The organism is Providencia sp. PROV209 (assembly GCF_028479485.1).
GTDB classification, from domain to species: Bacteria; Pseudomonadota; Gammaproteobacteria; order Enterobacterales; family Enterobacteriaceae; genus Providencia; species Providencia alcalifaciens.
In genome coordinates this window covers 1-25,515 of the sequence record NZ_JAMPNR010000023.1, presented here as the reverse complement: position 1 = coordinate 25,515, position 25,515 = coordinate 1, and the positions used below count along the sequence as shown (strand labels likewise).

Genomic DNA, 25,515 nt, shown 5'->3' with positions numbered 1-25,515 from the left:
TTAATTCTTAGCTTGTGTGAGTTTGCCAATAAATACAGCAGAAAAAAATGTGATTTACGTTTATGCTAATCAAATACCAATAAGTTAGGAATTCAGTAGGTAAAGGATACGATTATGCATAATTTTAAGTTAGAAGAGCTGATTAACGATGAGTTAAAAGTCAGTGAAATCCAAGACTTCGCACCAAATGGATTACAAGTGGAAGGTCGTCCACATGTGAAAAAAATTGTTACAGGTGTGACAGCTTGCCAAGCATTATTGGATGAAGCGGTAAGATTAAATGCAGATGCAGTGATTGTACATCATGGTTATTTCTGGAAAAACGAACCTGCCATTATCAAAGGCATGAAAAGAAATCGCCTAAAAACATTACTGGCAAATGATATCAACCTTTATGGTTACCACCTTCCGTTAGATGCTCACCCAGACCTAGGCAACAATGCACAACTCGCGCACATTATGGGCGTGCAAGTAAATGGCAACATTGAGCCACTAATGCCATTTGGTTTCTTTGATCAACCAATTTCGCCAGTAGAGTTAACTCAGCGTTTAGAAACTCGCTTAGGACGCAAAGTATTACATTGTGGTGATAATGCCAAGGACGAGATTCGCCAAATCGCATGGTGTACAGGTGGTGGTCAAAGCTTCATCATGCAAGCCGCGGAATTTGGTGTTGATGCCTTTGTGACAGGGGAGGTCTCAGAACAAACCATCCATATAGCAAGAGAAATGGGTATTCATTTCTACAGCGCAGGGCATCACGCAACAGAGCGTTATGGGATTAAAGCGTTGACTAAGTGGCTGGTGGATCAGCATGGGATGGATGCAGTTTTTATCGATATAGATAACCCAGCCTAAATTTTCGTCATATTTCACGCTGTGGCTGTGTTGGTTTCACGCAGCCACTTGGGTCACATACTTGTGTATGCTCCCCAAGCTGTCTTTGCTCACCGCCTTGCCACAGCCTGAACTATTTAGAAAATACATATTTTCTTTGTCTTTCAAACCACAACGTTGTTGGCTGCATTCGTGAACCTTAGTCACATACTTATGTATGCTCCTAGGGCTTCACTCTTTTGCCGCCTAGTTGTGGCTCGAAATCCTTAGAAAATAGCTACGTAATCGAAAATAATTTCTCGATAGAAAATATTCTCGTTGTGCTTGATGAAAGAAATAGGTCAAGTTCGGTATTTTAGTGCAGTAAGGAGCAGTATTAGGCTTGAAGTGATGAGCACTAATCCTAGGTTTTGAACCTCGCCGGCGACCATTAATCCAAGTGCTAATCCCATATAGTAAAATAGCCCTAAAATTGCGCCTGCAGTGCCTTTTCTATCTTGATAATGATTTAATGCATGCGCCAGAATATTTGGGATGGCAATTCCATAGCCAATGACAACCCCCATCACAGGAAACACAAACCAGACACTGTCGTGTAGTAGATAAACTAAACAGCCACTGACCAAAGATAGCCCACTTGCTAACTTAACTAATTTTTCTGGTGGCTGTTTTTTCGCCAATAAATAGTGGTTAATCAGTGACCCCATTCCCACACCAAACGCTAATAAAATACCGGTTAGCCCAAATTGTTGCTGATTGAGCATTAATTGTTCAAAAATAAAGGGTCCAAGTTGGTAATAACTGAATAAATTAATGTTGAAAAATGCAATCAACATCACATTTTGGAAAATTCGTTTATCCCCTAACATGTGTAAAAACGTAGTCAAAAATGGGGTTTTGATCACGTTTTGTGGTTTGGTCTCTGGAAGCTTATAACATGACCATAACAAAAGTATGGTCGCTAACAACGCTAAACCCATAAAAACGGCTCGGTAACTACCTAGCCAAACTAAGCTGGCACCGAAAATCATGCCAAGAGCGGGACTTATTGCTAAGGCGATGCCCATCACCGAGAAAACTTTGGCTAACGTATGACCTTGAAAACTGTCACGCATCATGGTTTGTGTACCAATAGAGCCAACTGCTGCACCAAAAGCGGATAGCATTCGTAGCAGCAACAGCCAATAGAATTGAGATACAAAAAGCACACTAACCGATGCAATTCCATATAGGGTTAAGCCCAATAAAATGGTGGGACGGCGCCCGATGACATCACACATTCTTCCCCAAAAAACAACGCCTAAGGCGAATGCAAAAAAGTAAAGAGAAAGCGTTTGAGATGCTTGCTCTGCATCGACATTGAATGCGCTAGCGATATCCGTTAATGCTGGGCTATATATGGTTTCGACAATCTGTGGAAACATCATTAATGCAATTGCCAATGATAATGAAAGTGCACGCTCCATATTGATTTACCTATTTATTTTCAAATTTGATGGAATGGCGCAAAGTTTAGTGGCTTTTTGGTTGTCTTATTACAATAATAAAGACAATAAATATCAAAAAAGAGACGTTTATGGCGTGGTTATTACAGTCGGATGAGTTTCAAACTCACTGGTATGATGCCCCTATTTTGGGGATTGCCGCACAGATGGGGCAGCACGATTCAGGCGCTCATTCCCATGAAATGGGACAATTGTTGTTCACTCAACAAGGATGCATTCGTATTAGTTTGGAAAATAAAATTTCGTTGTTACCACCAGGAAGAGTGGCGTGGATCCCGCCATTTACAAAGCATCGAGCTCAAATGCGAGCTTCAGTGGGTTATCGCTCGGTTTACTTAAGCCAAGAATATGCTCAGCAAATTTCTGAACAGGTTTGTATTTTAAGTATTTCTCCTTTACTCCGAGAGTTATTAGAACGCATTGCAATTGCTCCCTTAGAGAGTGACTGGAAAAGGGGACGGCTAGCAAGGTTACTGCCTGTTTTTATTGATGAATTACAAAGTGCAACAGCAGAGCCAATGTTACTATCATTACCTCAAGACCGGCGCTTTAAGCACTTGAATATTGAGTTGTTGCCTCCACCGCTCAATCAACTCGCTAGAACCGTCGGTGCGAGTGAAAAAACCATTACTCGGATATTTTTAAAAGAAACAGGGATGAATTACCAAGTTTGGCGACAACAATGGCGGTTTATCAAAGGGATAGAACTGTTAACGCTAGGAAAATCGTACGGATTTATTACCCAAGAGTTAGGGTTGACCAGCGACAGTGCATTTATCAGTTTTTTTCGTAAAATGAGTGGAATGACGCCGCGGGAATATCGTGATGGGTTAAGCCAAGAAATAGTGAATAGACAGTGAGTTAAAAACCAAAAAGCCCCGAGTTTTCGAGGCTTTAAGTCTTAATCAGTCAAATTATTTTTTCTTTAAATCTGAACTGAATTCACGTTTGTCATAGCCGGTATACAGCTGACGCGGACGTGCAATTTTCAGACCTTCATCATGCATTTCGTTCCAATGTGCAATCCAGCCAATAGTACGGGCAATAGCGAAGATAACAGTAAACATTGATGATGGAATTCCCATCGCTTTCAGGATGATACCTGAGTAGAAGTCCACGTTCGGATACAGTTTCTTCTCAATGAAGTACGGGTCGTTCAGGGCGATACGCTCTAATTCCATAGCCACTTCAAGCAGGCTGTCATTTAGACCCAGCTCGTTCAGTACTTCATGGCAAGTTTCACGCATGACGGTAGCACGTGGATCATGGTTTTTATAAACGCGGTGACCAAAGCCCATCAGGCGGAAAGAGTCATTTTTATCTTTCGCACGCTCGATAAATGCAGGAATGTGTTCGACAGTTTGGATTTCTTCCAGCATGCGTAAGCAAGCTTCGTTAGCACCACCGTGAGCCGGTCCCCACAGGGACGCGATACCTGCTGCGATACAGGCAAATGGGTTTGCACCGGAAGAACCTGCGGTACGAACTGTTGAGGTTGATGCGTTTTGCTCATGGTCAGCGTGCAGGATCAGGATTCTATCCATCGCGCGCTCAAGAACTGGGTTAACCACATATTCTTCACATGGTGTAGAGAACATCATGTGCAAGAAGTTACCCGCGTAAGATAGATTATTACGAGGGTAAACAAAAGGTTGACCAATAGAATATTTGTAACACATTGCTGCCACAGTTGGCATTTTAGACAGCAAACGGTAAGCGGTAATTTCACGGTGACGTGGATTATTGACGTCTAGTGCATCGTGATAGAATGCCGCTAACGCCCCTGTGACACCACACAGTACAGCCATTGGATGAGAGTCACGACGGAAACCATTAAGCATACGAGTGATTTGCTCATGGATCATGGTGTGACGAGTCACTGTTTGTTTGAAGGTGTCATATTGCTCTTGAGTAGGTGCTTCGCCGTATAGCAGGATGTAGCAGACTTCAAGATAGGAGGCTTGGGTAGCGAGTTGGTCGATTGGGTAACCACGGTGGAGTAGAACGCCTTGATCGCCATCGATGTAAGTGATTTTAGACTCACATGATGCCGTTGAAGTAAAACCTGGGTCGTATGTATAAAACCCTTTTGAACCTAAAGCTCGTACATCGATAACATCTTGACCAATTGTAGGGCTTAGGATGTCTAGCTCGAATTCACCTTTACTTCCAGTCATTATCTTAGCTTTGTTATCAGCCATTTACGGTCTCCTTAGCGCTTGATAATCCACACTCAACAACCCAGAACTCAGCGTTATACTGCGTCTTTGAGCATTGTTCTATCGGTGTGTTGAGAAAATCAGCTGGATATCACATAAAACCTTGAAATCCGGCAACCGATAACAATGGGGTTAGGTTGTTTACGAGTGTATAGGGCGTTATGTTCTTTTTTTGTTGTTTTCTCTACAATATCATTATTTGTGGTAAGGGAAACAACTTTCATAACTTTTGTTTATACTTGCATACTCATTCACATTACTACACGACTCTGGGTCATCCGTAACGTATTCAGATAAATCTGTCAGGCATATATGTAAGATAAATGTTGAATCATTGTCAAATAAGATAAGCACATTTATATAAAATGTTTAAATCGTGATCCTTCTCACTGTTCGGGCTAAATGTCTCCAAACCTTTTGTGTGGGAATTGTAATAGCAATGTGAAGACTTTATACTGGCGGCAGGTCTCCGGATTACCCTGAGTAGGAGTTCCCAGCGTGATCAGTATGCAACTTTATTCAAACATGATGGATTAAAGTTTGTGTTAAGTTGCATTTTGTACCCCTGTCGCTGTCTGATTTCCACCCCAGGTCCGGAGGATGGAAAATAATAAAGAGCTGTGTGGGCAAAATTGTGAAAAAACAAAGACCTGTCAACCTTGATTTGCAGACGATTCACTTTCCGATTACTGCAATATCTTCGATCTTGCACCGTGTCTCTGGCGTCATTACTCTCATCGCAGTTGGTATTCTGCTTTGGTTGCTAGGGACTTCTCTCTCCTCTCCAGAAGGTTTTCAATACGCGTCTGAAATAATGACTGGCTTTTTTGCTAAGTTCATTCTTTGGGGAATCTTAACAGCACTGGCTTACCACATTTGTGGTGGTATTCGTCATATGCTGATGGATTTCGGCTGTGTTGATGAAACCCTTGCTGCGGGCAACTCATCCGCAAAAATTACATTTGTAATTACTGTAATTCTGGCAATTCTGGCGGGGATCTTAGTATGGTAAGTAATGCTTCAGCTTTAGGCCGTACTGGTATCCAGGACTGGCTGCTAATTCGTGGCTCGGCGATCGTTATCGTCCTCTACGTACTCTACATTGTTGGCTTTGTCGCAATCAATGATATTACCTATGAAGTATGGCGTGGCTTCTTTGCCTCCTCTGTGACCAAAGTATTCACTATCCTCACATTGTTCTCAATTCTTGTGCATGCCTGGATTGGTATGTGGCAAGTGCTGACTGACTATGTTAAGCCGTTAGCGATTCGCTTAGTACTACAACTGGCAATTATTGTCGGTTTACTGGCTTACTTAATTTACGGAACAATTGTTGTGTGGGGTGCATAAAATGAATCTGCCAATCAGAGAGTTTGACGCTATCGTTATCGGTGCGGGCGGTGCAGGTATGCGCGCAGCACTACAAATTTCTCAACAAGGCCTATCTTGTGCTTTGTTATCTAAAGTATTTCCAACCCGTTCTCATACTGTGTCAGCGCAAGGTGGTATCACTGTTGCACTGGGTAACACACACCCTGATAACTGGGAATGGCATATGTATGACACCGTTAAAGGCTCCGATTATATCGGCGACCAAGACGCTATCGAATACATGTGTAAAACAGGACCGGAAGCTATCCTAGAATTAGAACATATGGGATTGCCTTTCTCACGTCTTGATGATGGTAGTATTTATCAACGTCCATTCGGTGGTCAGTCTAAGAACTTCGGTGGCGAGCAAGCAGCACGTACTGCTGCGGCAGCTGACCGTACTGGTCACGCACTGTTACATACTCTGTATCAGCAAAACTTAAAAAATCACACGACGATCTTTTCCGAATGGTATGCGCTGGATTTAGTAAAAAACCAAGATGGAGACATCGTGGGTTGTACTGCAATCTGCATGGAAACAGGCGAGCTGGTTTATTTTAAAGCGAAAGCGACCATCTTAGCGACTGGCGGTGCAGGTCGAATTTACCAATCTACAACTAACGCTCACATCAATACGGGTGATGGTGTTGGTATGGCGGTACGCGCTGGCGTTCCACTGCAAGATATGGAAATGTGGCAATTCCACCCAACGGGTATTGCGGGTGCCGGTGTTCTGGTTACAGAAGGTTGCCGTGGTGAAGGTGGTTATCTGCTGAACAAAGACGGCGAGCGTTTCATGGAACGTTATGCACCAAACGCGAAAGACCTTGCGGGTCGTGACGTTGTTGCACGCTCTATCATGATTGAGATCCGTGAAGGTCGTGGTTGTGATGGCCCATGGGGTCCACACGCGAAACTGAAACTGGACCACTTAGGAAAAGATGTTCTGGAATCTCGCTTACCGGGTATCCTTGAATTATCTCGTACTTTTGCCCACGTTGACCCAGTTAAAGAGCCAATCCCAGTTATCCCAACTTGTCACTATATGATGGGGGGTATTCCAACTAAAGTGACGGGTCAAGCGATTCGCTATAACGAAAAAGGCGAAGACGAAGTCATTCCGGGTCTGTTTGCTGTGGGTGAGATTGCTTGTGTATCTGTACATGGCGCTAACCGTTTAGGCGGTAACTCCCTACTTGACCTTGTGGTATTTGGTCGTTCGGCTGGTTTACACCTGAATGAATCCATCATGGAACAGGGTCCAATGCGCGATGCGTCTGAATCGGACATCGATGCGGCAATGGCGCGTTTCAATCGTTGGGAAAATGCGCGTACAGGCGAAGATCCAACTGAAATTCGCAAAGCACTGCAATCTTGCATGCAGAATAACTTCTCCGTATTCCGTGAAGGGGATGCGATGGCTAAGGGCTTAGAAGAGCTGAAGGAAATCCGTGAGCGTCTGAAAAATGCACGTCTGGATGACACTTCAACTGAGTTCAACACCCAACGTATTGAATGTTTAGAGCTGGATAACCTGATGGAAACCGCTTATGCAACAGCACAAGCTGCAAACTTCCGTACAGAGAGCCGTGGTGCTCACAGCCGCTTTGACTTCCCAGATCGTGATGATGCAAATTGGTTATGTCACTCATTATATCTACCGCAATCTGAAACGATGACTCGTCGTGAAGTGAACATGCAGCCTAAGTTGCGTGAAGCCTTCCCACCGAAGATTCGTACTTATTAATGCGTGGTGTTAATCCAGTTGCGGAGAAATAAACTATGAAACTAGAATTTTCGATTTATCGCTACAATCCTGATGTAGACAATGCGCCACGCATGCAAGATTACACCCTTGAAGTAAAAGAAGGGCGTGACATGATGTTGCTGGATGCATTAATTCAGTTAAAAGAACAAGATCCAACACTCTCATTCCGTCGTTCTTGCCGTGAAGGTGTGTGTGGTTCTGATGGTCTGAACATGAACGGTAAAAACGGGCTGGCTTGTATTACTCCACTGTCCGCTTTAACCCGTAGTGGTAAAAAAATTGTGATCCGCCCATTACCAGGTCTGCCAGTTATTCGTGACCTGATTATCGATATGACACAATTTTATACCCAATATGAAAAAATTCGTCCGTATCTTATTAATGATAATAAGAATCCACCTGCGCGTGAAAACTTACAGTCACCGGTACAACGTGAAAAACTCGATGGTCTTTATGAGTGTATCCTGTGTGCGTGCTGTTCAACTTCATGTCCGTCATTCTGGTGGAATCCGGACAAGTTTATCGGTCCAGCAGGTCTGTTAGCTGCGTACAGATTCTTAATTGACAGTCGCGATACTGAAACGGATTCACGATTAGATGATCTGAACGACGCTTTTAGTGTTTTCCGCTGTCATAGCATCATGAATTGTGTCAATGTATGCCCTAAAGGACTAAATCCAACGAAAGCTATCGGTCACATTAAGTCTATGTTGTTGAAACATAGCGCCTAAATCGATACAGCCTGCGGTGCTTAGGTGCCGTAGGCTAAATTTGGATAGCACAAAATACGTACTTAAAGTAAAAAATAAGCGTAAAGTAAGTATAAAGTCTTAAATTGAATCACCGAAACGTAAAGTAAAAAGTATAAAAGTGAAAGTAAAAAGCCAACTGCAAAACAAGATGAAGACACTTGCGAAAGCAAGGAACCTTTAAAAACCGCAGACAGTTTTTAAAGGTTCCTTAAAAGGGAAACCCTTAATTGATAAGAGGGACTCCCAAAGTGAGAACATGCAAAAAGCACGTCCAAGAGAACCTTTATCGAGGTCGCTTAAATGCGGCGATTAGTTAACCACGGCGAAAACTAAAGCTTATAAAGCTTAAGGGATCACAATGCAGAACGGCGTAATGAAGGACTGGCTGGATTCAAGCTTTCTGGCAGGCGCGAACCAGTCTTATATAGAACAGCTCTATGAAGATTATCTGACTGACCCTAATTCCGTAGATGCCGAGTGGAGAGAAATCTTCCAGCAACTACCTGGAGCAGGTAATAACGGTGAACAATTACATTCGCAAGCACGAGACTACTTCCGTCGCTTAGCAAAGGAGTCCACCCGTTACCACACCTCTGTTAGCGATCCTACGATCGACGCAAAACAAGTCAAAGTTTTGCAGCTCATCAATGCCTTCCGCTTCCGCGGACACCAAAATGCAAATCTCGACCCGTTAGGACTTTGGAAACGCGAAGCCGTTCCAGATCTGGACCCTACATTCCATAATCTAACGAAAGAAGATTTCGACGAAACTTTCAATGTGGGTTCTTTTGCAATCGGCAAAGAGACCATGAAACTCAGTGAGTTATATGAGCATCTGAAGCGTATTTATTGCGGTTCAATTGGTGCAGAATATATGCATATCACTAACACTGAAGAAAAACGCTGGATTCAACAACGTCTTGAATCAGTCAATGTTGCTGAACAATTTTCTAAAGAAGAAAAACGTCGCTTCTTAGCCGAATTAACGGCTGCGGAAGGTCTTGAGCGTTATCTTGGTGCTAAATTCCCAGGTGCAAAACGTTTCTCTTTGGAAGGTGGTGATGCACTGATCCCAATGCTGAAGGATCTTATCCATCATGCAGGCAAACAAGATACCCGTGAAGTGGTTCTTGGTATGGCGCACCGTGGGCGCTTAAACGTTCTGATCAACATTCTGGGTAAAAAACCTGCTGAACTATTTGATGAATTTGCGGGCAAGCATAAAGACCATTCAAGTGCAGGTGACGTTAAATATCACCAAGGTTTCTCTTCTGATTTTGAAACTGCGGGTTCTCGTGTTCACTTAGCGCTGGCATTTAACCCATCACACTTAGAAATTGTAAGCCCAGTAGTTATTGGTTCTGTACGTGCTCGCCGTGACCGTTTGGACGAAGGTCGTAGCAACATGGTTCTGCCAATCACCATTCACGGTGATTCAGCAGTAACCGGTCAAGGTGTGGTACAAGAAACCCTGAACATGTCTCAGGCTCGTGGTTATGAAGTCGGCGGTACCATGCGTATCGTTATCAACAACCAAGTTGGTTTCACAACCTCCAACCCGAAAGACACGCGTTCAACAGAATACTGTACTGATATCGTGAAAATGGTTCAGGCACCAATTTTCCACGTTAACGCAGATGATCCTGAAGCTGTCGCATTTGTGACTCGCTTAGCCTTAGATTTCCGTAACACCTTTAAGCGCGATGTTATGATCGACTTAGTGTGTTACCGCCGTCATGGTCATAACGAAGCTGATGAGCCAAGTGCAACTCAGCCAATCATGTACCAAAAAATTAAACAGCACCCAACGCCACGTAAAATCTACGCAGATCGTTTAATCGAAGCTGGCGTGGTTTCTGCGAATGAAGTTACTGAAATGGTTAACCTGTATCGTGACGCGTTAGACCGTGGTGACTGTGTTGTTGAAGAATATCGTGAAATGGGTCTGCATTCTTATACATGGGAACCGTACTTAAACCATGAATGGAATGAGCAATACAAATCTGGCTACGATATTAAGCGTTTAACTGAGCTGGCAACCAAGCTGAGCACGATCCCTGAAGGTATCGTTGCACAGTCTCGTGTTGAGAAAATTTATGCTGACCGCGCAGAAATGGCGAAAGGGACAAAATTACTCGACTGGGGTGCGGCAGAGACTCTGGCTTACGGTACGTTAGTTGATGAAGGTGTCCCTATCCGTTTATCTGGTGAAGATGCGGGTCGTGGTACGTTCTTCCACCGTCACGCAGTGGTACATAACCAAACGAATGGTTCAGTTTATGTCCCATTACAAAATGTTCATAGCGGTCAAGGCGTGTTCAACGTTTGGGACTCTGTTCTGACTGAAAACGCAGTATTGGCATTTGAATATGGCTATGCCACAACAGAACCTCGCGCATTAACAATTTGGGAAGCGCAGTTCGGTGACTTTGCTAACTGTGCGCAAGTTGTTATCGACCAATTCATTAGCTCTGGTGAGCAAAAATGGGGTCGTATGTGTGGTTTGGTGATGTTACTGCCTCATGGTTATGAAGGTCAGGGTCCAGAACACTCATCTGCACGTTTAGAACGTTACCTGCAACTGTGTGCTGATCAAAACATGCAAGTGTGTGTGCCATCAACACCCGCTCAGGTTTATCACATGTTACGCCGCCAAGCACTGCGCGATATGCGTCGTCCTCTGATTGTGATGTCACCTAAGTCACTGTTACGTCATCCATTAGCAGTTTCTAGCATGGATGAGCTGGCGAATGGTTCATTCCAACCAGTTATCGGTGAAATTGACGAAATTAATCCGAAAGATGTGAAACGCGTCGTTATGTGTTCCGGTAAAGTTTATTACGATTTATTAGAACAACGTCGTAAGAAAGAACAAAAAGATGTGGCTATCGTACGTATTGAACAGTTGTATCCGTTCCCACGCGAAGATATCCAAAAAGTATTGGCTCAGTACGCTCATGTGAAAGATTTTGTTTGGTGCCAAGAAGAGCCACTGAACCAAGGTGCTTGGTATTGCAGCCAGCACAATTTCCATGAAGCCATCCCAGCAGGCGCAACTTTACGCTATGCGGGTCGAGCAGCTTCTTCTTCTCCAGCAGTTGGTTATACCTCCGTTCACCAGGAACAACAAGCGGCCCTGGTTAATGACGCTTTGAACATTGCATAATTAAAGGATAGAAAATGAGTAGCGTAGAAATTCTTGTTCCCGATCTTCCTGAATCCGTCGCTGACGCAGCGGTTGCCACATGGCATAAAAAACCAGGTGACAGTGTTCAGCGTGACGAAGTTCTGGTTGAGATCGAAACAGACAAAGTTGTTCTTGAAGTTCCTGCAAGTGAAGCAGGTGTTCTGGAAGCCATTATTGAAGAAGAAGGCGCAACTGTTTTATCTAAACAGTTACTGGGTCGCATTCGTTTAGGCGATAGCACAGGCATCCCTGCTGAAGTTAAAGAAGCAGAGCCAGCGCCAGCAGCACGCCAAACCGCAAGTTTAGAAGATGAAAGCAACGATGCGCTGAGCCCAGCGATTCGTCGTCTGGTTGCTGAACACAACTTGAATCCAGCAGACATCAAAGGCACAGGTGTTGGTGGTCGTCTGACTCGTGAAGATGTTGAAAAACACTTAGCAGCTAAACCAGCAGCAGCGCCAGCAGCTCAAGCTCCTGCAGCAGCTCCAGCACCATTAGCTCACCGTAGTGAAAAACGTGTTCCTATGACTCGTTTGCGTAAACGTATCGCAGAGCGTCTGTTGGAAGCGAAAAACAGTACTGCGATGTTAACGACCTTCAACGAAATTAACATGCAGCCTATCAAAGATCTGCGTGCACAGTACGGTGAAGCATTCGAAAAACGTCATGGTGTACGTTTAGGCTTTATGTCTTTCTACATCAAGGCGGCGGTTGAGGCACTGAAACGCTATCCAGAAGTGAACGCTTCTATCGATGGTTCTGATGTGGTTTACCATAACTATTTTGACATCAGTATTGCGGTATCAACACCGCGTGGTCTGGTAACGCCAGTTCTGCGTGATGTGGATGCAATGAGCATGGCTGATATTGAGAAAAATATTAAAGAGCTGGCTGTCAAAGGTCGCGACGGTAAATTAACTGTTGAAGATTTAAGTGGCGGTAACTTCACTATCACTAACGGTGGTGTATTCGGTTCTCTGATGTCTACTCCAATCATTAACCCACCACAAAGCGCAATCTTAGGTATGCATGCCATCAAAGACCGCCCAATGGCAGTTAATGGTAAGGTAGAAATTCTTCCAATGATGTATTTAGCGCTGTCTTATGACCACCGTTTAATCGATGGTCGTGAATCAGTTGGCTTCTTAGTGGCTATCAAAGATATGTTGGAAGATCCAACTCGTTTACTGCTAGACGTATAGAAACATAACAGGGCAGGGGGACAACCTGTCCGGTCTGAGGTAACCGATGCAGCCAGTTCGCTGGCTGCTAAATCTGTAACAATTGCAAGGGGCGATAAACGCTCCTCCAGACTCAATTATGGATAGAACATCATGAATTTACACGAGTATCAGGCAAAACAGCTTTTTACACGCTATGGTTTACCAGCACCAACTGGTTATGCCTGTTCATCAGTAGAAGAAGCAGTAGCTGCGGCGAAAAAAATCGGTAATGGTCCATGGGTTATCAAATGCCAAGTTCACGCAGGTGGACGTGGTAAAGCTGGCGGCGTAAAAGTTACAAAAGATATCAATGATATCCGTGAATTTGCTGAAAAATGGTTAGGTAAGAATCTGGTTACTTACCAAACTGATGCAAATGGTCAGCCGGTTAACCAAATTTTAGTTGAAAGCGCGACAGACATCGCTAAAGAACTGTATTTAGGTGCAGTCGTTGACCGTGGTACACGTCGTGTTGTATTCATGGCTTCAACTGAAGGCGGCGTTGAAATTGAAAAAGTTGCTGAAGAAACACCAGAACTGATCCACAAAGCTGTTATCGATCCACTGACTGGTCCAATGCCATATCAAGGTCGTGAATTGGCATTCAAATTAGGCTTAACTGGCAAACAAGTTAGCCAATTCGCTAAAATCTTCATGGGATTAGCGACCATGTTCTTAGAGCGCGATTTAGCGCTGATCGAAGTTAACCCATTAGTTATCAATACTGAAGGTGATTTAGTTTGCTTAGACGGTAAATTAGGCGTTGATAGCAACGCTCTGTATCGCCAAGCTGAAATGCGTGAAATGCACGACCCATCTCAAGAAGATGCGCGTGAAGCTCAAGCGGCTAAGTGGGAACTTAACTACGTTGCTCTGGATGGTAACATCGGCTGTATGGTTAATGGTGCGGGTCTTGCAATGGGCACCATGGATATCGTTAAACTGCACGGCGGTGCTCCAGCTAACTTCCTCGATGTTGGTGGTGGTGCGACCAAAGAGCGCGTGACTGAAGCGTTTAAAATCATTCTTTCTGATAAGAGCGTTAAAGCCGTATTTGTAAACATTTTTGGTGGTATCGTTCGCTGTGACCTGATTGCAGACGGCATCATTGGTGCAGTAGAAGAAGTTGGTGTGAATGTACCAGTAGTTGTACGTTTAGAAGGTAACAATGCAGAGTTAGGTGCGAAAAAACTGGCAGACAGCGGCTTGAATATTATCGCTGCAAACAGCCTGACAGATGCAGCTAAGAAAGCAGTAGCAGCGGCGGAGGCTAAATAATGTCTATTTTAATCGATAAAAACACCAAAGTAATTTGCCAAGGATTCACTGGCGGTCAAGGTACTTTCCACTCCGAACAAGCTATTGCTTACGGTACAAAAATGGTTGGCGGTGTAACGCCAGGTAAAGGGGGAACAATCCACCTTGGTTTGCCAGTATTTAACACTGTGCGTGAAGCGGTTGAAGCAACCGGTGCGACTGCCTCTGTTATTTATGTTCCAGCACCATTTTGTAAGGATTCAATCCTTGAAGCAATTGATGCAGGTATCAAACTGATCATCACTATCACAGAAGGTATTCCAACGCTGGATATGCTGACTGTTAAAGTGAAATTAGACGAAGCTGGCGTTCGTATGATTGGTCCTAACTGCCCGGGTGTTATCACACCGGGTGAATGCAAAATCGGTATCCAACCTGGTCACATTCATATGCCAGGTAAAGTTGGTATCGTTTCACGTTCAGGTACACTGACTTATGAAGCGGTAAAACAAACCACGGATGCAGGTTTAGGTCAGTCAACTTGCGTTGGTATCGGTGGGGACCCAATCCCTGGTTCAAACTTTATCGATATCCTGAAATTATTCCAAGAAGACCCACAAACTGAAGCGATCGTGATGATCGGTGAAATCGGTGGTAACGCGGAAGAAGAAGCGGCTGCATACATCAAAGAGCACGTTACTAAGCCTGTTGTTGGCTATATCGCGGGTGTAACTGCACCTAAAGGTAAGCGTATGGGTCATGCTGGTGCCATTATCGCTGGCGGTAAAGGGACTGCTGACGAGAAATTCGCTGCTTTAGAAGCGGCAGGCGTGAAGACGGTTCGTAGCTTGGCTGATATCGGCGATGCCGTGAAGTCCCTGCTAAACAAGTAAGCGCAATATGAGTTTATAGCTCGTATAACGTAAGAGACGAAGCCCGTGCTTTCTAGGAAGCACGGGTTTTTTTATGCTTATTGATACCTGTACTTAATTTAATACTGGAAAAAACGTATGACCTAGGGTTTTTGGTAAGTAAAAGAGGAATAAATTAGCATAAATAGTAAGTTTTAGATAAGTGTCCTATTGTGAAAGAAATAGCACAAAATGAACATTTCGATAATTTGATATTAGATCAATTTTTTTATTTTTAAATTATTTTGATTAATGGAATATAAGGGATTTTCTACGGTAATTATCTTTATTAATAAATGAAGGAATAATTTAGAAATAGTCTACTATTATAAATGTATATTCTTTTTTAGATTGAAAAAACAAAAGTTACCATATTGTTTTAATCTTATTAAAAAAGTAAAAAAGTCTTTATCAATGAAAATAACAGGTAGTTAACAACTGGGTAACTATTATTGGAATAGGGACTCAATCAATTAACAAACCGGAAAAAATTGACATAAATCAATTTATTACCACTAGCTTTATTTGTTCAAATTGCTTAAATTGGTTCTCGATCAAATACTCATTTTTCTATTAAAGGGTATAATTATTGATATAACTTCAGAATTCAAATCTGAATCACGTAAAAGAAGTTTATTGTATGTGAAGATAGGCGTACTATTATTATGGTAGGTTTTTTCTTTTACTTTTGTTAATTATTTGTTGTTTTGAGGCATTTTTTGCTGGTAGTTAAGAGGCTTTTTCATTTAATACTGGAAGCCGGGTTGCCGCAAGTCGGTGTCTTCCTGCTAGGAGCAAGGAGTCAAGATGTTTGATATTGTCGAACTGTCACGATTACAGTTTGCCTTAACTGCGATGTATCACTTCCTATTCGTTCCATTAACGCTTGGTATGGCGTTTTTGCTTGCGATTATGGAGACGGTATATGTGCTGTCTGGTAAACAAATTTATAAAGATATGACTAAGTTCTGGGGTAAGTTATTTGGTATTAACTTCGCCCTAGGTGTTGCGACTGGTTTGACTATGGAGTTCCAATTCGGGACTAACTGGTCATACTACGCCCACTATGTTGGAGATATCTTCGGTGCGCCTCTGGCAATCGAAGGTTTGATGGCATTCTTCTTAGAATCTACCTTTGTTGGTTTATTCTTCTTCGGTTGGGATCGTTTAAGCAAAACTCAGCACCTTGCGGTGACTTGGTTAGTTGCTTTAGGTTCAAACTTCTCTGCACTGTGGATTCTGGTTGCGAACGGTTGGATGCAAAACCCTATCGCTGCTGACTTCAACTACGAAACAATGCGTATGGAAATGGTTAGCTTCTCTGAGCTAGTCCTGAACCCTGTTGCGCAAGTTAAATTCGTTCATACAGTTGCTGCTGGCTATTGTACTGGTGCCATGTTCGTTCTGGGTATCAGCGCTTACTATATGCTTAAAGGTCGTGACTTGGCATTTGCTAAGCGTTCTTTTGCAATTGCTGCAAGCTTTGGTATGGCTTCTGTTCTATCTGTTATCGTTCTTGGTGATGAATCAGGCTACGAAATGGGCGACGTACAGAAAACGAAGCTGGCCGCAGTTGAAGCAGAGTGGGAAACCCATGCGCCTCCAGCTGCATTTAACCTAATCGCATTCCCAAGTAATGAGAAACAAGAGAACACGTTCTCAATCTCTATTCCATGGGCGATGGGTATCATTGCAACACGTTCGATCGACACTCCAGTGTTAGGTCTGAAAGATCTGATGAAGCAACACGAAGTCCGTATCCGTAACGGTATGGTTTCATATGGTCAATTACAACAGCTGTTAGCTGGTGATAAGAGTCCAGAATTACGTGCTGCATTCGAAGCAAGTAAAAAAGACCTCGGTTATGGTCTTCTGCTAAAACAATACACACCAAATGTTGTTGATGCGACAGAAGAACAGATTCAGAAAGCGGTTAAAGACAGCATTCCTAATGTTGCGCCTCTGTTCTGGGCATTCCGTATCATGGTTGCAGTTGGCTTTGCGTTACTGTTAATCATCGGTTGGTCATTCCTGTCAGTCGTTCGTAACCGTATTGGTAAAAACAAACTGCTGCTTCGTCTGGCACTGTTTGGTATTCCATTACCGTGGATTGCAATTGAATCAGGCTGGTTTGTGGCTGAGTATGGTCGTCAACCGTGGGCAATTGGTGAAGTGTTACCGGTTTCGGTTGCACACTCTAACTTAACCCCACAAGACTTGATCTTCTCTATGGCTCTGATCTGTGGTCTGTACACACTGTTCTTGATTGCCGAAATGTTCTTAATGTTCAAATTCGCTCGTAAAGGGCCTAGCAGCCTGAAAACCGGTCGTTACCATTTTGAACAGAAAAACAGTTCAGCACACGACGTTCAGTAAACAGGAGTCCACTTATGTTTGATTATGAAGTTCTTCGATTTGTGTGGTGGATCCTTATCGGCGTACTGCTGATCGGGTTTGCCGTCACGGATGGCTTTGACATGGGCGTAGGCTTCTTATTACCTATCTTAGGTAAAACGGATACTGAACGCCGAGTTATGATTAATGCTGTTGCACCGCACTGGGATGGTAACCAAGTTTGGTTAATCACTGCGGGTGGTGCAATGTTCGCTGCATGGCCACAAGTTTATGCTGCTGCATTCTCTGGTTTCTATGTTGCTATGATTTTGGTATTAGCTGCATTGTTCTTCCGTCCGGTTGGTTTCGACTACCGTTCTAAACTGGAGAACCCAAAATGGCGTAGCATGTGGGATTGGGGTCTGTTCATTGGTGGTTTCGTTCCACCATTAGTAATCGGTGTTGCGTTTGGTAACCTGTTACTGGGTGTCCCTCTGCAAATTGATAACCAACAGTATCTGACTTACACAGGTAATCTGTTTGGTCTGCTGAACCCATATGGTTTGTTAGCGGGTGTTGTCGGTTTGATGATGATTGTTACCCAAGGTGCAACTTATCTGCAAATGCGTACAACGGGTGAACTGCACTTACGTGTTCGTAAAGCAACGTATATCTGTGCATTCCTCACTCTAGCTGCTTTTGCTGGCGCTGGTGTATGGTTAGTGATGGGTATTGATGGTTATGTAGTGACTTCAACTATTGATACATTAAGCCCGTCTAACCCACTGAACAAAACTGTCGAAGTTGTTTCAGGTGCATGGTTAACTAACTTTAACACGTATCCAATCCTGTGGGCTCTTCCTGCTCTGGGTGTTGGGTTACCACTGTTAACGATGATTGCAACAAAAGCGGATAAAAATGGTTGGGCATTCTTGTTCTCATCATTGACTATCGCATGTATCATTCTGACATGTGGGGTTGCGATGTTCCCATTCATCATGCCATCAAGCATTATGCCAAATGCAAGCTTGACCATGTGGGATGCAACATCTAGCCTGTTCACTCTGCAAGTTATGACTGTTGTTGCTATCATTTTTGTTCCAATCGTTCTGGCTTACACCATCTGGTGTTACTACAAAATGTTTGGTCGTTTGGACAAAAATTTCATCGAAAGCAACAAGCATTCACTGTATTAAGGAGCATAACATATGTGGTATTTCGCCTGGATCCTCGGCACTCTGTTAGCTTGTAGTTTTGCAGTGATTGCAGCATTAGCACTTGAGCACTCTGAGAGCGCAAAAGAAGCTAAAACAGCTAAAGATGGTGAGTAAATAACATGCTGATGGATAAATCCTATCAGCTATTAGGAAAGGGCCCGATAAGGGCCCTTATCCTTATATTAGCTTTAGTAACCGCTGGCGCAGTGATGTGGGATCCTTCCCTGTTTGCAGCAAATACCAGTACATTTCCAATCTGGCAAGGTCTTCTCATGATATGGGCAACTTGCAGCGCCATCATTTTTGGGGTGGGTTTCCTCCCAAATAAATTGACGTGGCGACTCCTGTTCCACCCATTACCTGCAGCCATCATTCTTATCTGGGGACTTGTAAAAGTCTTTAGTTAATCTAAATTCAGATTGTGGGTCATGCGACCCGCAATTATTTTTGATATCTTTACCTGCAAAGTGATTCCAAAGCGGCACTGTCTTGCGTATAGTGGCACCGTTAATTAATTTAACCTAAGACGGAGTGGTTTTTTATGTTATTTCGCTGGCCCGTTCGTGTGTATTATGAAGATACTGATGCGGGCGGAGTTGTATATCATGCACGTTATCTGGCTTTTTTTGAGCGCGCAAGAACGGAAATGTTGCGGAATAAAGGTATCAACCAACAAAGTTTACTCGCTGAGAACCTTGGATTTGTTGTCCGTAATATGACAATCGATTTTGTTAAAGGGGCTCGGTTAGACGACCTGCTGGAAGTTGAAACAGAAATCGTTGAAATAAAACGTGCTTCTTTACTCTTTCAGCAAAGGTTAGTTGATTCGCAAGGTAACTTGCTTTGTGGGGCAACGGCCCTAATTGCTTGTGTGGACACATCTAAAATGAAGCCGAAAGCGCTTCCTAAGTCTATTGTCGCGGAGTTTAAACAGTGACTGACATGAATATCTTGGATTTATTCCTAAAAGCGAGCCTATTGGTTCAGATCATTATGTTCGTTTTGATCGGTTTTTCTATTGCATCTTGGGCGATTATTATTCAGAGAACCAAAATTTTAAATGCCGCAACGCGTGAAGCTGAAGCATTTGAAGATAAATTCTGGTCAGGTATCGAGCTGTCCCGCTTATATAAAGAGAGCCAAGCTCGCCGTGATGCATTAGGTGGCGCAGAGCAAATTTTTTACTCTGGCTTCAAAGAATTTGTCCGCTTACATCAAGCTAATATTCATGCACCTGATGCCGTGGTTACAGGCGCATCACGTGCTATGCGTATTTCCATGAACCGTGAGTTGGAATCGGTTGAATCACATATCCCATTTTTAGGTACAGTAGGGTCAATTAGCCCTTATATTGGTTTATTTGGTACCGTTTGGGGGATTATGCATGCCTTTATCGCGTTAGGTGCGGTAAAACAAGCAACATTGCAGATGGTTGCTCCGGGTATCGCAGAGGCGCTGATTGCAACGGCAATCGGTCTATTTGCTGCAATTCCAGCTGTTATGGCGTACAACCGCTTAAACTTGCGTGTGAATAAACTTGAGCAAAGCTATGATAACTTTATGGAAGAATTCCTAGCTATCTTGCATCGCCAAGCATTCTCTGCTGATAAGAAATAAGACGGGGAGAACAGCGAATGGCGCGCAATAGTCGCAAACGTGAGCTAAAATCCGAAATCAATATTGTTCCATTACTGGACGTACTGTTGGTGCTTTTGCTGATCTTTATGGCAACGGCTCCCATTATTTCTCAAAGTGTGGAAGTTGACTTACCGGATGCAACAGATACTCAAACGGTCTCATCCAATGATAATCCACCCGTCATTTTAGAAGTGGCAGGTGTTGATCAGTATAATTTATTGGTCGATGGTGAGCGTATGGAGTTACTGCCTCCTGAACAAATTTCAGCCGTCGCAAAAGAACAGTTAGAGAAAAATCCTAAAACCATTTTCCTAATTGGTGGTGCGAAAGAAGTTCCTTATGATGAAGTCATTAAGGCGCTGAACATGTTGCATAGTGCAGGAATCAAATCTGTTGGTTTGATGACTCAACCAATTTAATGTGCTGACGCCATGTTGAAAGTGGCGCAGGTATAGTTGAAAAGAATCGATTCTTTTTTTGGAAACCAGAGTGGGAAAGACAAAAGAGAAACAAGATGACTTAAAGCGCTCATTAATGATGTCGATTGGATTGCACATCTTATTGGTCGCTTTAATTGTTATAGGTTCTTTAGTGACTGTCGTCCAACTTGGCGGCGGCGGGGAAGAGGGAACGGTCATTGATGCAGTAATGGTCGATCCTGGTGCAGTCGTGGAGCAATATAATCAAGCTCAACAGCAGCAAAAAAGTTCCCAGCAGGTGGCTAAAGAGCGTAAAGAACAGCAACAAAAACAAGATGCTGAGCTAAGAGAAAAGCAAGAGCAGGAACAAAAGCGCCTACAAAAGCTTGAAGAAGAGCGTATTCAGACTCAGAGAGAAACTGAACAGCAGAAAAAACAGGCTGAGGAACAGCAGAAACAAGCCTTAGACGCCGCGAAAAAAGCGAAGGAAGAGCAAAAAATAGCGGAAGAAGCCGCGGCACAAGCCAAAGCTGAGAAAGAGAAATTAATCAAAGAGCAAGCTGTAGCGAAAGAGAAAGCAGAGGCTCAAGCTAAAAAAGAAGCTGAGGCTCAAGCTAAAAAAGAAGCTGAGGCTGCTAAAGCTAAAGCTGAAAAAGAAGCTAAAGAAAAAGCAGAAGCTGACGCTAAAGCTAAAGCAGATAAAGAAGCGAAAGCGAAAGCCAAAGCGGATGCAGATGCTAAAGCTAAAGCTGAAAAAGAAGCTAAAGCTAAGGCTGATAAAGAAGCCAAAGAAAAAGCAGATAAAGAAGCAAAAGCAAAAGCGGCTAAAGCTAAAGCTGAGGCTGCGAAGAGTGCATCATCCGTTGATGATTTACTGGGTGATTTGACTGCTTCGGGTCCGAGTAAGCAGGGTGGACAAACAGCAGCGGGTAGCGGTGGCGGTAAAAAGTCAGGCGCATCAAATGCTGATGTTGATAGCTATGCGGGGAAAATTAAAGCTGCAATCCAAAGTAAGTTCTATGATTCAGAAAGTTATCGTGGACGCACTTGTGAGCTGCAATTGAAACTGGCACCAGATGGATTATTGGTTAGCATTACACCGAAAAGTGGTTCAGCAAATGATCCCGCGCTATGTGAAGCGGCAATAAGAGCAGCGAAGCTTGCAACTATGCCGAAACCACCTAGCAGAGAGGTCTATGATACGTTTAATAAATCGGGTAGCACATTGGTATTTAAGCCTTGATTTTCAATAACTCAGAGCAGTCTGTATTGTAAATCTTTAGGCAATGTAATAAATAGTTTGTGTGCTATCTAGTTTTGTTAGTATACCTTTGTTAAAATTCAGCGAATTATTGCGGTGGTGAATATCGCAGTAAGGGAGATCAGGATGAAGCAGGCGTTTAAAATAGTTCTCGGGTTCTTAATGCTATGGGCTACTGTTGCTCAGGCAGAGATCCGTATTGAGATTACTGAAGGTGTTAACTCAGCTCAGCCAATCGGTGTTGTCCCATTTAAATGGGCTGGCGCAGGTGCTCCTCCACAAGAAGTGGGGGGAATTGTTGGTGCTGATTTACGCAATAGTGGTAAATTTAACCCTATTGATCCAAACCGCATGCCTCAGCAACCGGGTACGGCTTCAGAAGTTACTCCTGATGCTTGGACTGCGCTAGGTATTAACGCAGTGGTTGTTGGACAAGTTCAGCCAGCAGCAGATGGTAGCTATGTTGTTAGCTATCAGTTAGTGGATGTTGCCGCTAACCCTGGTGCGGTTTTAGCTCAAAACCAATTTAAAGTAACTAAAGATTGGTTACGCTATGCAGCACATACTGCAAGTGATGAAGTTTTTGAGAAATTGACAGGTATCCGCGGCGCTTTCCGTACGCGTATAGCTTACGTTGTGAAAACCAACGGTGGTCAATATCCATATGAATTACGAGTTTCTGACTATGACGGTTTTAACCAATTTACGGTTCACCGTTCGCCAGAACCTTTGATGTCGCCAGCTTGGTCACCAGATGGCCAAAAGATTGCGTACGTAACGTTTGAAAGTGGTAGTTCTGCGCTAGTTATTCAGACTTTATCTAGTGGAGCGGTTCGTCAGGTGGCATCTTTCCCACGTCATAATGGGGCACCTGCTTTCTCACCAGATGGGACTAAACTGGCATTTGCTCTGTCGAAGACAGGCAGCCTGAATTTATATGTGATGGACTTAGGTAGTGGTCAGATTCGTCAAGTAACAGATGGTCGCAGTAATAATACTGAGCCAAGCTGGATGCCGGATAGCCAAACTTTAGTTTATACCTCGGATCAGGCAGGACGTCCGCAAATTTATAAAATGAATATTAATGGTGGTAGTCCTGTTCGAGTGTCCTATGAAGGATCACAAAATCAGGATGCTGATGTAAGCCCGGATGGAACTTTCTTAGCGATGGTCAGCTCCGGGGGCGGTCAGCAACATATCGCCAAACAGGATCTGGCAACGGGTAACGTTGAATATTTAACGTCAACGTTTCTAGATGAAACGCCGAGTATCGCACCTAACGGCACTATGGTAATTTATAGCTCCTCTCAAGGCTTGGGGACTATATTGCAGCTAGTTTCGACCGACGGGCGTTTCAAAGCGCGTCTTCCGGCAACCGATGGACAGGTAAAATTCCCTGCCTGGTCGCCGTATCTGTGATGCATAATAATAATGTGTGGCAAAAAAATATTAAGGATCAAAACGATGCAACTGAACAAAGTGCTTAAAGGGCTGATGATCGCATTACCAATCATGGCAGTCGCAGCTTGTAGCTCTAACAAAAACAACGACCAAACTGGTGACGATTCTTCTATGAATCAAACTAACACTGGTCTGTCTGCGGAAGAGCTGGCACGTCAGCAAATGGAACAACTGCAACAAAACAACACAGTTTACTTTGGTTTCGATAAATACAATGTATCCCCAGAGTACGCTGAAATGTTAGATGCACACGCAGCATTCCTGCGTAGCAACCCATCTGTACGTGTTGTTGTTGAAGGTCATGCGGATGAGCGTGGTACTCCAGAATACAACATCGCACTGGGCGAGCGTCGTGCTAATGCAGTTAAAATGTATCTGCAAAGCAAAGGTGTTTCAGGTGACCAAGTTTCACTGGTTTCTTACGGTAAAGAAAAACCAGCTGTGTTAGGTCACACTGAAGCAGACTACGCGAAAAACCGTCGTGCAGTCATTGCATACTAATAGATAAGCGAAATTATCTATTATGAACAGTAACTTCAGACAATTACTAGTTGGTCTGTCGTTATTGGTTGGCGTAGCGGTCCCTTGGGCCGCTATTGCCCAAGCGCCAATCAACAATGTCGGATCGGGTTCTTCCGCAGACCGCCTCACTCAACTTGAGACCGCTGTTAGCTCTCAAGGTCAAATTATTTATCAAATCCAGCAGCAATTAGCCGATAACCAGCGTGATATCGATATGTTACGCGGGCAGATTCAAGAAAGTGAATACAAATTGAATCAAGTTGTTGAGCGCCAAAAAGATTTGTATATGCAGTTAGACAAAGCGAGTGGTGGTGATTCTTCAAACTCTTCAGATGCAACTGATACCAGTGCATCAAATGCGCAATCATCTTCTTCAGATACACCCGCAGCAAGTTCTGGCGGTAATGAAAAAGATGATTATAACGCAGCGGTTAAGCTGGCGATGGAAAGTAAATCCAAAGCACAGATTGACGAAGCGATCGGTGCATTGCAAGGGTTTATCAAAACATATCCGAAGTCAGGATATCAATCTAACGCCAACTATTGGTTGGGGCAGTTAAACTACAACAAAGGTAGCAAGGATGACGCCGCATTCTACTTTGCGACTGTAGTTAAGCAATATCCTAAGTCTCAAAAAAGCAGTGAAGCCCTATTTAAAGTGGGTCTGATCATGCAAGATAAGGGACAGAAAGATAAAGCGAAAGCTGTTTACCAACAGGTATTACAACAATACCCAAATAGTGCTGGTGCGAAACTTGCAGAGAAGAAGCTCAGTACACTGTAATTGATAACCCCGAAGCGATGTAGCCGAATATTTCGGGGTTATCCGTATGTTTAGTGTGCACTTAATCTTTTTTTTAAAAAAAATCGTTGCACCCTCGTCAGAAATCAGTAATATAAGCCGCCGTTGATACGAGAAAGCGCGGATTGAAAAATCCTAGTTATATCAGCAAGAATCAATTACACATTGATTCTAAAAACATTTAGATGGATCGTTAGCTCAGTAGGTAGAATCGTTAACTGTTAATAAGATGGTTGCAGGTTCGACCCGAAGGGTAAAGAACCAAAAATAATGCTTTAAGATGGGTCGTTAGCTCAGTTGGTAGAGCAGTTGACTTTTAATCAATTGGTCGCAGGTTCGAATCCTGCACGACCCACCATCTAAAAATAGTAAACAGTTCAAGTAGTTCAGATAGGGCGTTAGCTCAGTTGGTAGAATTGTTAACTGTTAATAAGATGGTTGCAGGTTCAACCCGTAGGGTGAGACCGAAGGTCGAAGAATCCTGTATGTTCTCGACATTATGTTAGTACAGAAAATCAAAAATCAGATGGGTCGTTAGCTCAGTTGGTAGAGCAGTTGACTTTTAATCAATTGGTCGCAGGTTCGAATCCTGCACGACCCACCATCTAAAAATAGTAAATAATTCAAGTATTTCAGATGGGTTGTTAGCTCAGTTGCTAGAATTGTTAACTGTTAATAAGATGGTTGCAGGTTCAACCCGTAGGGTGAGACCGAAGGTCGAAGAATCCTGTACGTTCTCGATGTTATATTAGTTCAGAAAATCAAAAATCAGATGGGTCGTTAGCTCAGTTGGTAGAGCAGTTGACTTTTAATCAATTGGTCGCAGGTTCG

General features: G+C 43.4%; 24 protein-coding genes and 2 tRNA genes. 23 read left to right on the top strand and 3 right to left on the bottom strand.

Annotated elements, in window-relative coordinates; genetic code table 11:
* Nucleotides 1-114 precede the first annotated feature (114 nt).
* Nucleotides 115-858 (top strand): type 2 GTP cyclohydrolase I, encoded by a 744-nt coding sequence (locus tag PR795_RS16140; protein WP_181480673.1) that lies wholly within the window; start codon nt 115-117, stop codon nt 856-858.
* A 36-nt stretch (nt 859-894) separates the two neighbouring features.
* Here PR795_RS16140 and PR795_RS16135 read toward each other — a convergent pair whose 3' ends face one another.
* Nucleotides 895-1,044: a hypothetical protein gene (locus PR795_RS16135; protein WP_006660459.1), complete on the bottom strand. Its 150-nt coding sequence runs from the start codon at nt 1,042-1,044 to the stop codon at nt 895-897.
* A 134-nt stretch (nt 1,045-1,178) separates the two neighbouring features.
* Complete coding sequence (locus PR795_RS16130; RefSeq protein WP_181480674.1) at nt 1,179-2,303, bottom strand: multidrug effflux MFS transporter; 1,125 nt, start codon at nt 2,301-2,303, stop codon at nt 1,179-1,181.
* A gap of 110 nt (nt 2,304-2,413) precedes the next feature.
* Here PR795_RS16130 and PR795_RS16125 point away from each other — a divergent pair, with 110 nt between their 5' ends.
* Nucleotides 2,414-3,202 (top strand): AraC family transcriptional regulator, encoded by a 789-nt coding sequence (locus PR795_RS16125; RefSeq protein WP_181480675.1) that lies wholly within the window; start codon nt 2,414-2,416, stop codon nt 3,200-3,202.
* A 54-nt stretch (nt 3,203-3,256) separates the two neighbouring features.
* On the opposite strand, the gene PR795_RS16120 is transcribed toward PR795_RS16125, so the two are convergent.
* Nucleotides 3,257-4,543: a citrate synthase gene (locus tag PR795_RS16120; protein WP_006660455.1), complete on the bottom strand. Its 1,287-nt coding sequence runs from the start codon at nt 4,541-4,543 to the stop codon at nt 3,257-3,259.
* 640 nt (nt 4,544-5,183) lie between these two features.
* On the opposite strand from PR795_RS16120, the gene sdhC reads away from it, so the two are divergent.
* The 21 genes from sdhC (at nt 5,184) to PR795_RS16015 (ending at nt 25,288) form a co-directional block, all read left to right on the top strand.
* Nucleotides 5,184-5,573 (top strand): succinate dehydrogenase cytochrome b556 subunit, encoded by a 390-nt coding sequence (gene sdhC / locus PR795_RS16115; protein ID WP_004909059.1) that lies wholly within the window; start codon nt 5,184-5,186, stop codon nt 5,571-5,573.
* Nucleotides 5,567-5,911 (top strand): succinate dehydrogenase membrane anchor subunit, encoded by a 345-nt coding sequence (gene sdhD, locus PR795_RS16110; protein ID WP_006660454.1) that lies wholly within the window; start codon nt 5,567-5,569, stop codon nt 5,909-5,911. Before sdhC ends, sdhD begins: the two co-directional genes overlap by 7 nt.
* A 1-nt stretch (nt 5,912) precedes the next feature.
* The gene (gene sdhA, locus PR795_RS16105) at nt 5,913-7,679 is read left to right on the top strand and encodes a succinate dehydrogenase flavoprotein subunit (RefSeq protein ID WP_006660453.1); all 1,767 of its coding nucleotides are present in this window, start codon (nt 5,913-5,915) and stop codon (nt 7,677-7,679) included.
* Nucleotides 7,680-7,714: 35 nt separating this feature from the next.
* Entirely contained in the window at nt 7,715-8,431 is a 717-nt protein-coding gene (locus PR795_RS16100) for a succinate dehydrogenase iron-sulfur subunit (protein WP_006660452.1), read from the top strand.
* A gap of 379 nt (nt 8,432-8,810) precedes the next feature.
* On the top strand, nt 8,811-11,618 hold the full coding sequence (sucA, locus tag PR795_RS16095; RefSeq protein ID WP_006660451.1) for a 2-oxoglutarate dehydrogenase E1 component: 2,808 nt from the start codon (nt 8,811-8,813) through the stop codon (nt 11,616-11,618).
* 14 nt (nt 11,619-11,632) lie between these two features.
* Nucleotides 11,633-12,841: a 2-oxoglutarate dehydrogenase complex dihydrolipoyllysine-residue succinyltransferase gene (odhB, locus tag PR795_RS16090; protein WP_036960232.1), complete on the top strand. Its 1,209-nt coding sequence runs from the start codon at nt 11,633-11,635 to the stop codon at nt 12,839-12,841.
* A gap of 132 nt (nt 12,842-12,973) precedes the next feature.
* Nucleotides 12,974-14,140: an ADP-forming succinate--CoA ligase subunit beta gene (sucC, locus tag PR795_RS16085; protein WP_006660449.1), complete on the top strand. Its 1,167-nt coding sequence runs from the start codon at nt 12,974-12,976 to the stop codon at nt 14,138-14,140.
* Nucleotides 14,140-15,012, top strand: coding sequence for a succinate--CoA ligase subunit alpha (sucD, locus tag PR795_RS16080; RefSeq protein WP_006660448.1), 873 nt, complete (start codon nt 14,140-14,142; stop codon nt 15,010-15,012). The genes sucC and sucD overlap by 1 nt, the downstream gene beginning before the upstream one ends.
* An 825-nt stretch (nt 15,013-15,837) precedes the next feature.
* Nucleotides 15,838-17,406, top strand: a complete 1,569-nt coding sequence (gene cydA / locus PR795_RS16075; RefSeq protein ID WP_006660447.1) for a cytochrome ubiquinol oxidase subunit I — start codon at nt 15,838-15,840, stop codon at nt 17,404-17,406.
* 14 nt (nt 17,407-17,420) lie between these two features.
* Complete coding sequence (gene cydB / locus PR795_RS16070; protein ID WP_006660446.1) at nt 17,421-18,560, top strand: cytochrome d ubiquinol oxidase subunit II; 1,140 nt, start codon at nt 17,421-17,423, stop codon at nt 18,558-18,560.
* 12 nt (nt 18,561-18,572) lie between these two features.
* Nucleotides 18,573-18,695: a cytochrome bd-I oxidase subunit CydX gene (gene cydX, locus PR795_RS16065; RefSeq protein WP_006660445.1), complete on the top strand. Its 123-nt coding sequence runs from the start codon at nt 18,573-18,575 to the stop codon at nt 18,693-18,695.
* A 5-nt stretch (nt 18,696-18,700) separates the two neighbouring features.
* Entirely contained in the window at nt 18,701-18,988 is a 288-nt protein-coding gene (ybgE, locus tag PR795_RS16060) for a cyd operon protein YbgE (RefSeq protein ID WP_006660444.1), read from the top strand.
* Between the two features lie 134 nt (nt 18,989-19,122).
* On the top strand, nt 19,123-19,518 hold the full coding sequence (gene ybgC, locus PR795_RS16055) for a tol-pal system-associated acyl-CoA thioesterase (protein ID WP_006660443.1): 396 nt from the start codon (nt 19,123-19,125) through the stop codon (nt 19,516-19,518).
* Nucleotides 19,515-20,198 (top strand): Tol-Pal system protein TolQ, encoded by a 684-nt coding sequence (gene tolQ, locus PR795_RS16050; protein ID WP_006660442.1) that lies wholly within the window; start codon nt 19,515-19,517, stop codon nt 20,196-20,198. Before ybgC ends, tolQ begins: the two co-directional genes overlap by 4 nt.
* 17 nt (nt 20,199-20,215) lie before the next feature.
* On the top strand, nt 20,216-20,638 hold the full coding sequence (tolR, locus tag PR795_RS16045; RefSeq protein ID WP_006662303.1) for a colicin uptake protein TolR: 423 nt from the start codon (nt 20,216-20,218) through the stop codon (nt 20,636-20,638).
* A gap of 70 nt (nt 20,639-20,708) precedes the next feature.
* Nucleotides 20,709-21,881 (top strand): cell envelope integrity protein TolA, encoded by a 1,173-nt coding sequence (gene tolA / locus PR795_RS16040; protein ID WP_272516944.1) that lies wholly within the window; start codon nt 20,709-20,711, stop codon nt 21,879-21,881.
* Between the two features lie 144 nt (nt 21,882-22,025).
* Complete coding sequence (gene tolB / locus PR795_RS16035; protein ID WP_006660439.1) at nt 22,026-23,318, top strand: Tol-Pal system beta propeller repeat protein TolB; 1,293 nt, start codon at nt 22,026-22,028, stop codon at nt 23,316-23,318.
* A gap of 45 nt (nt 23,319-23,363) precedes the next feature.
* The gene (gene pal, locus PR795_RS16030; RefSeq protein WP_006660438.1) at nt 23,364-23,861 is read left to right on the top strand and encodes a peptidoglycan-associated lipoprotein Pal; all 498 of its coding nucleotides are present in this window, start codon (nt 23,364-23,366) and stop codon (nt 23,859-23,861) included.
* A gap of 22 nt (nt 23,862-23,883) precedes the next feature.
* The gene (gene cpoB, locus PR795_RS16025; protein ID WP_006660437.1) at nt 23,884-24,666 is read left to right on the top strand and encodes a cell division protein CpoB; all 783 of its coding nucleotides are present in this window, start codon (nt 23,884-23,886) and stop codon (nt 24,664-24,666) included.
* A 300-nt stretch (nt 24,667-24,966) separates the two neighbouring features.
* A tRNA-Lys gene (locus tag PR795_RS16020) sits at nt 24,967-25,042 on the top strand.
* 170 nt (nt 25,043-25,212) lie between these two features.
* Nucleotides 25,213-25,288 (top strand) — tRNA-Lys (locus PR795_RS16015).
* Nucleotides 25,289-25,515: the final 227 nt, after the last annotated feature.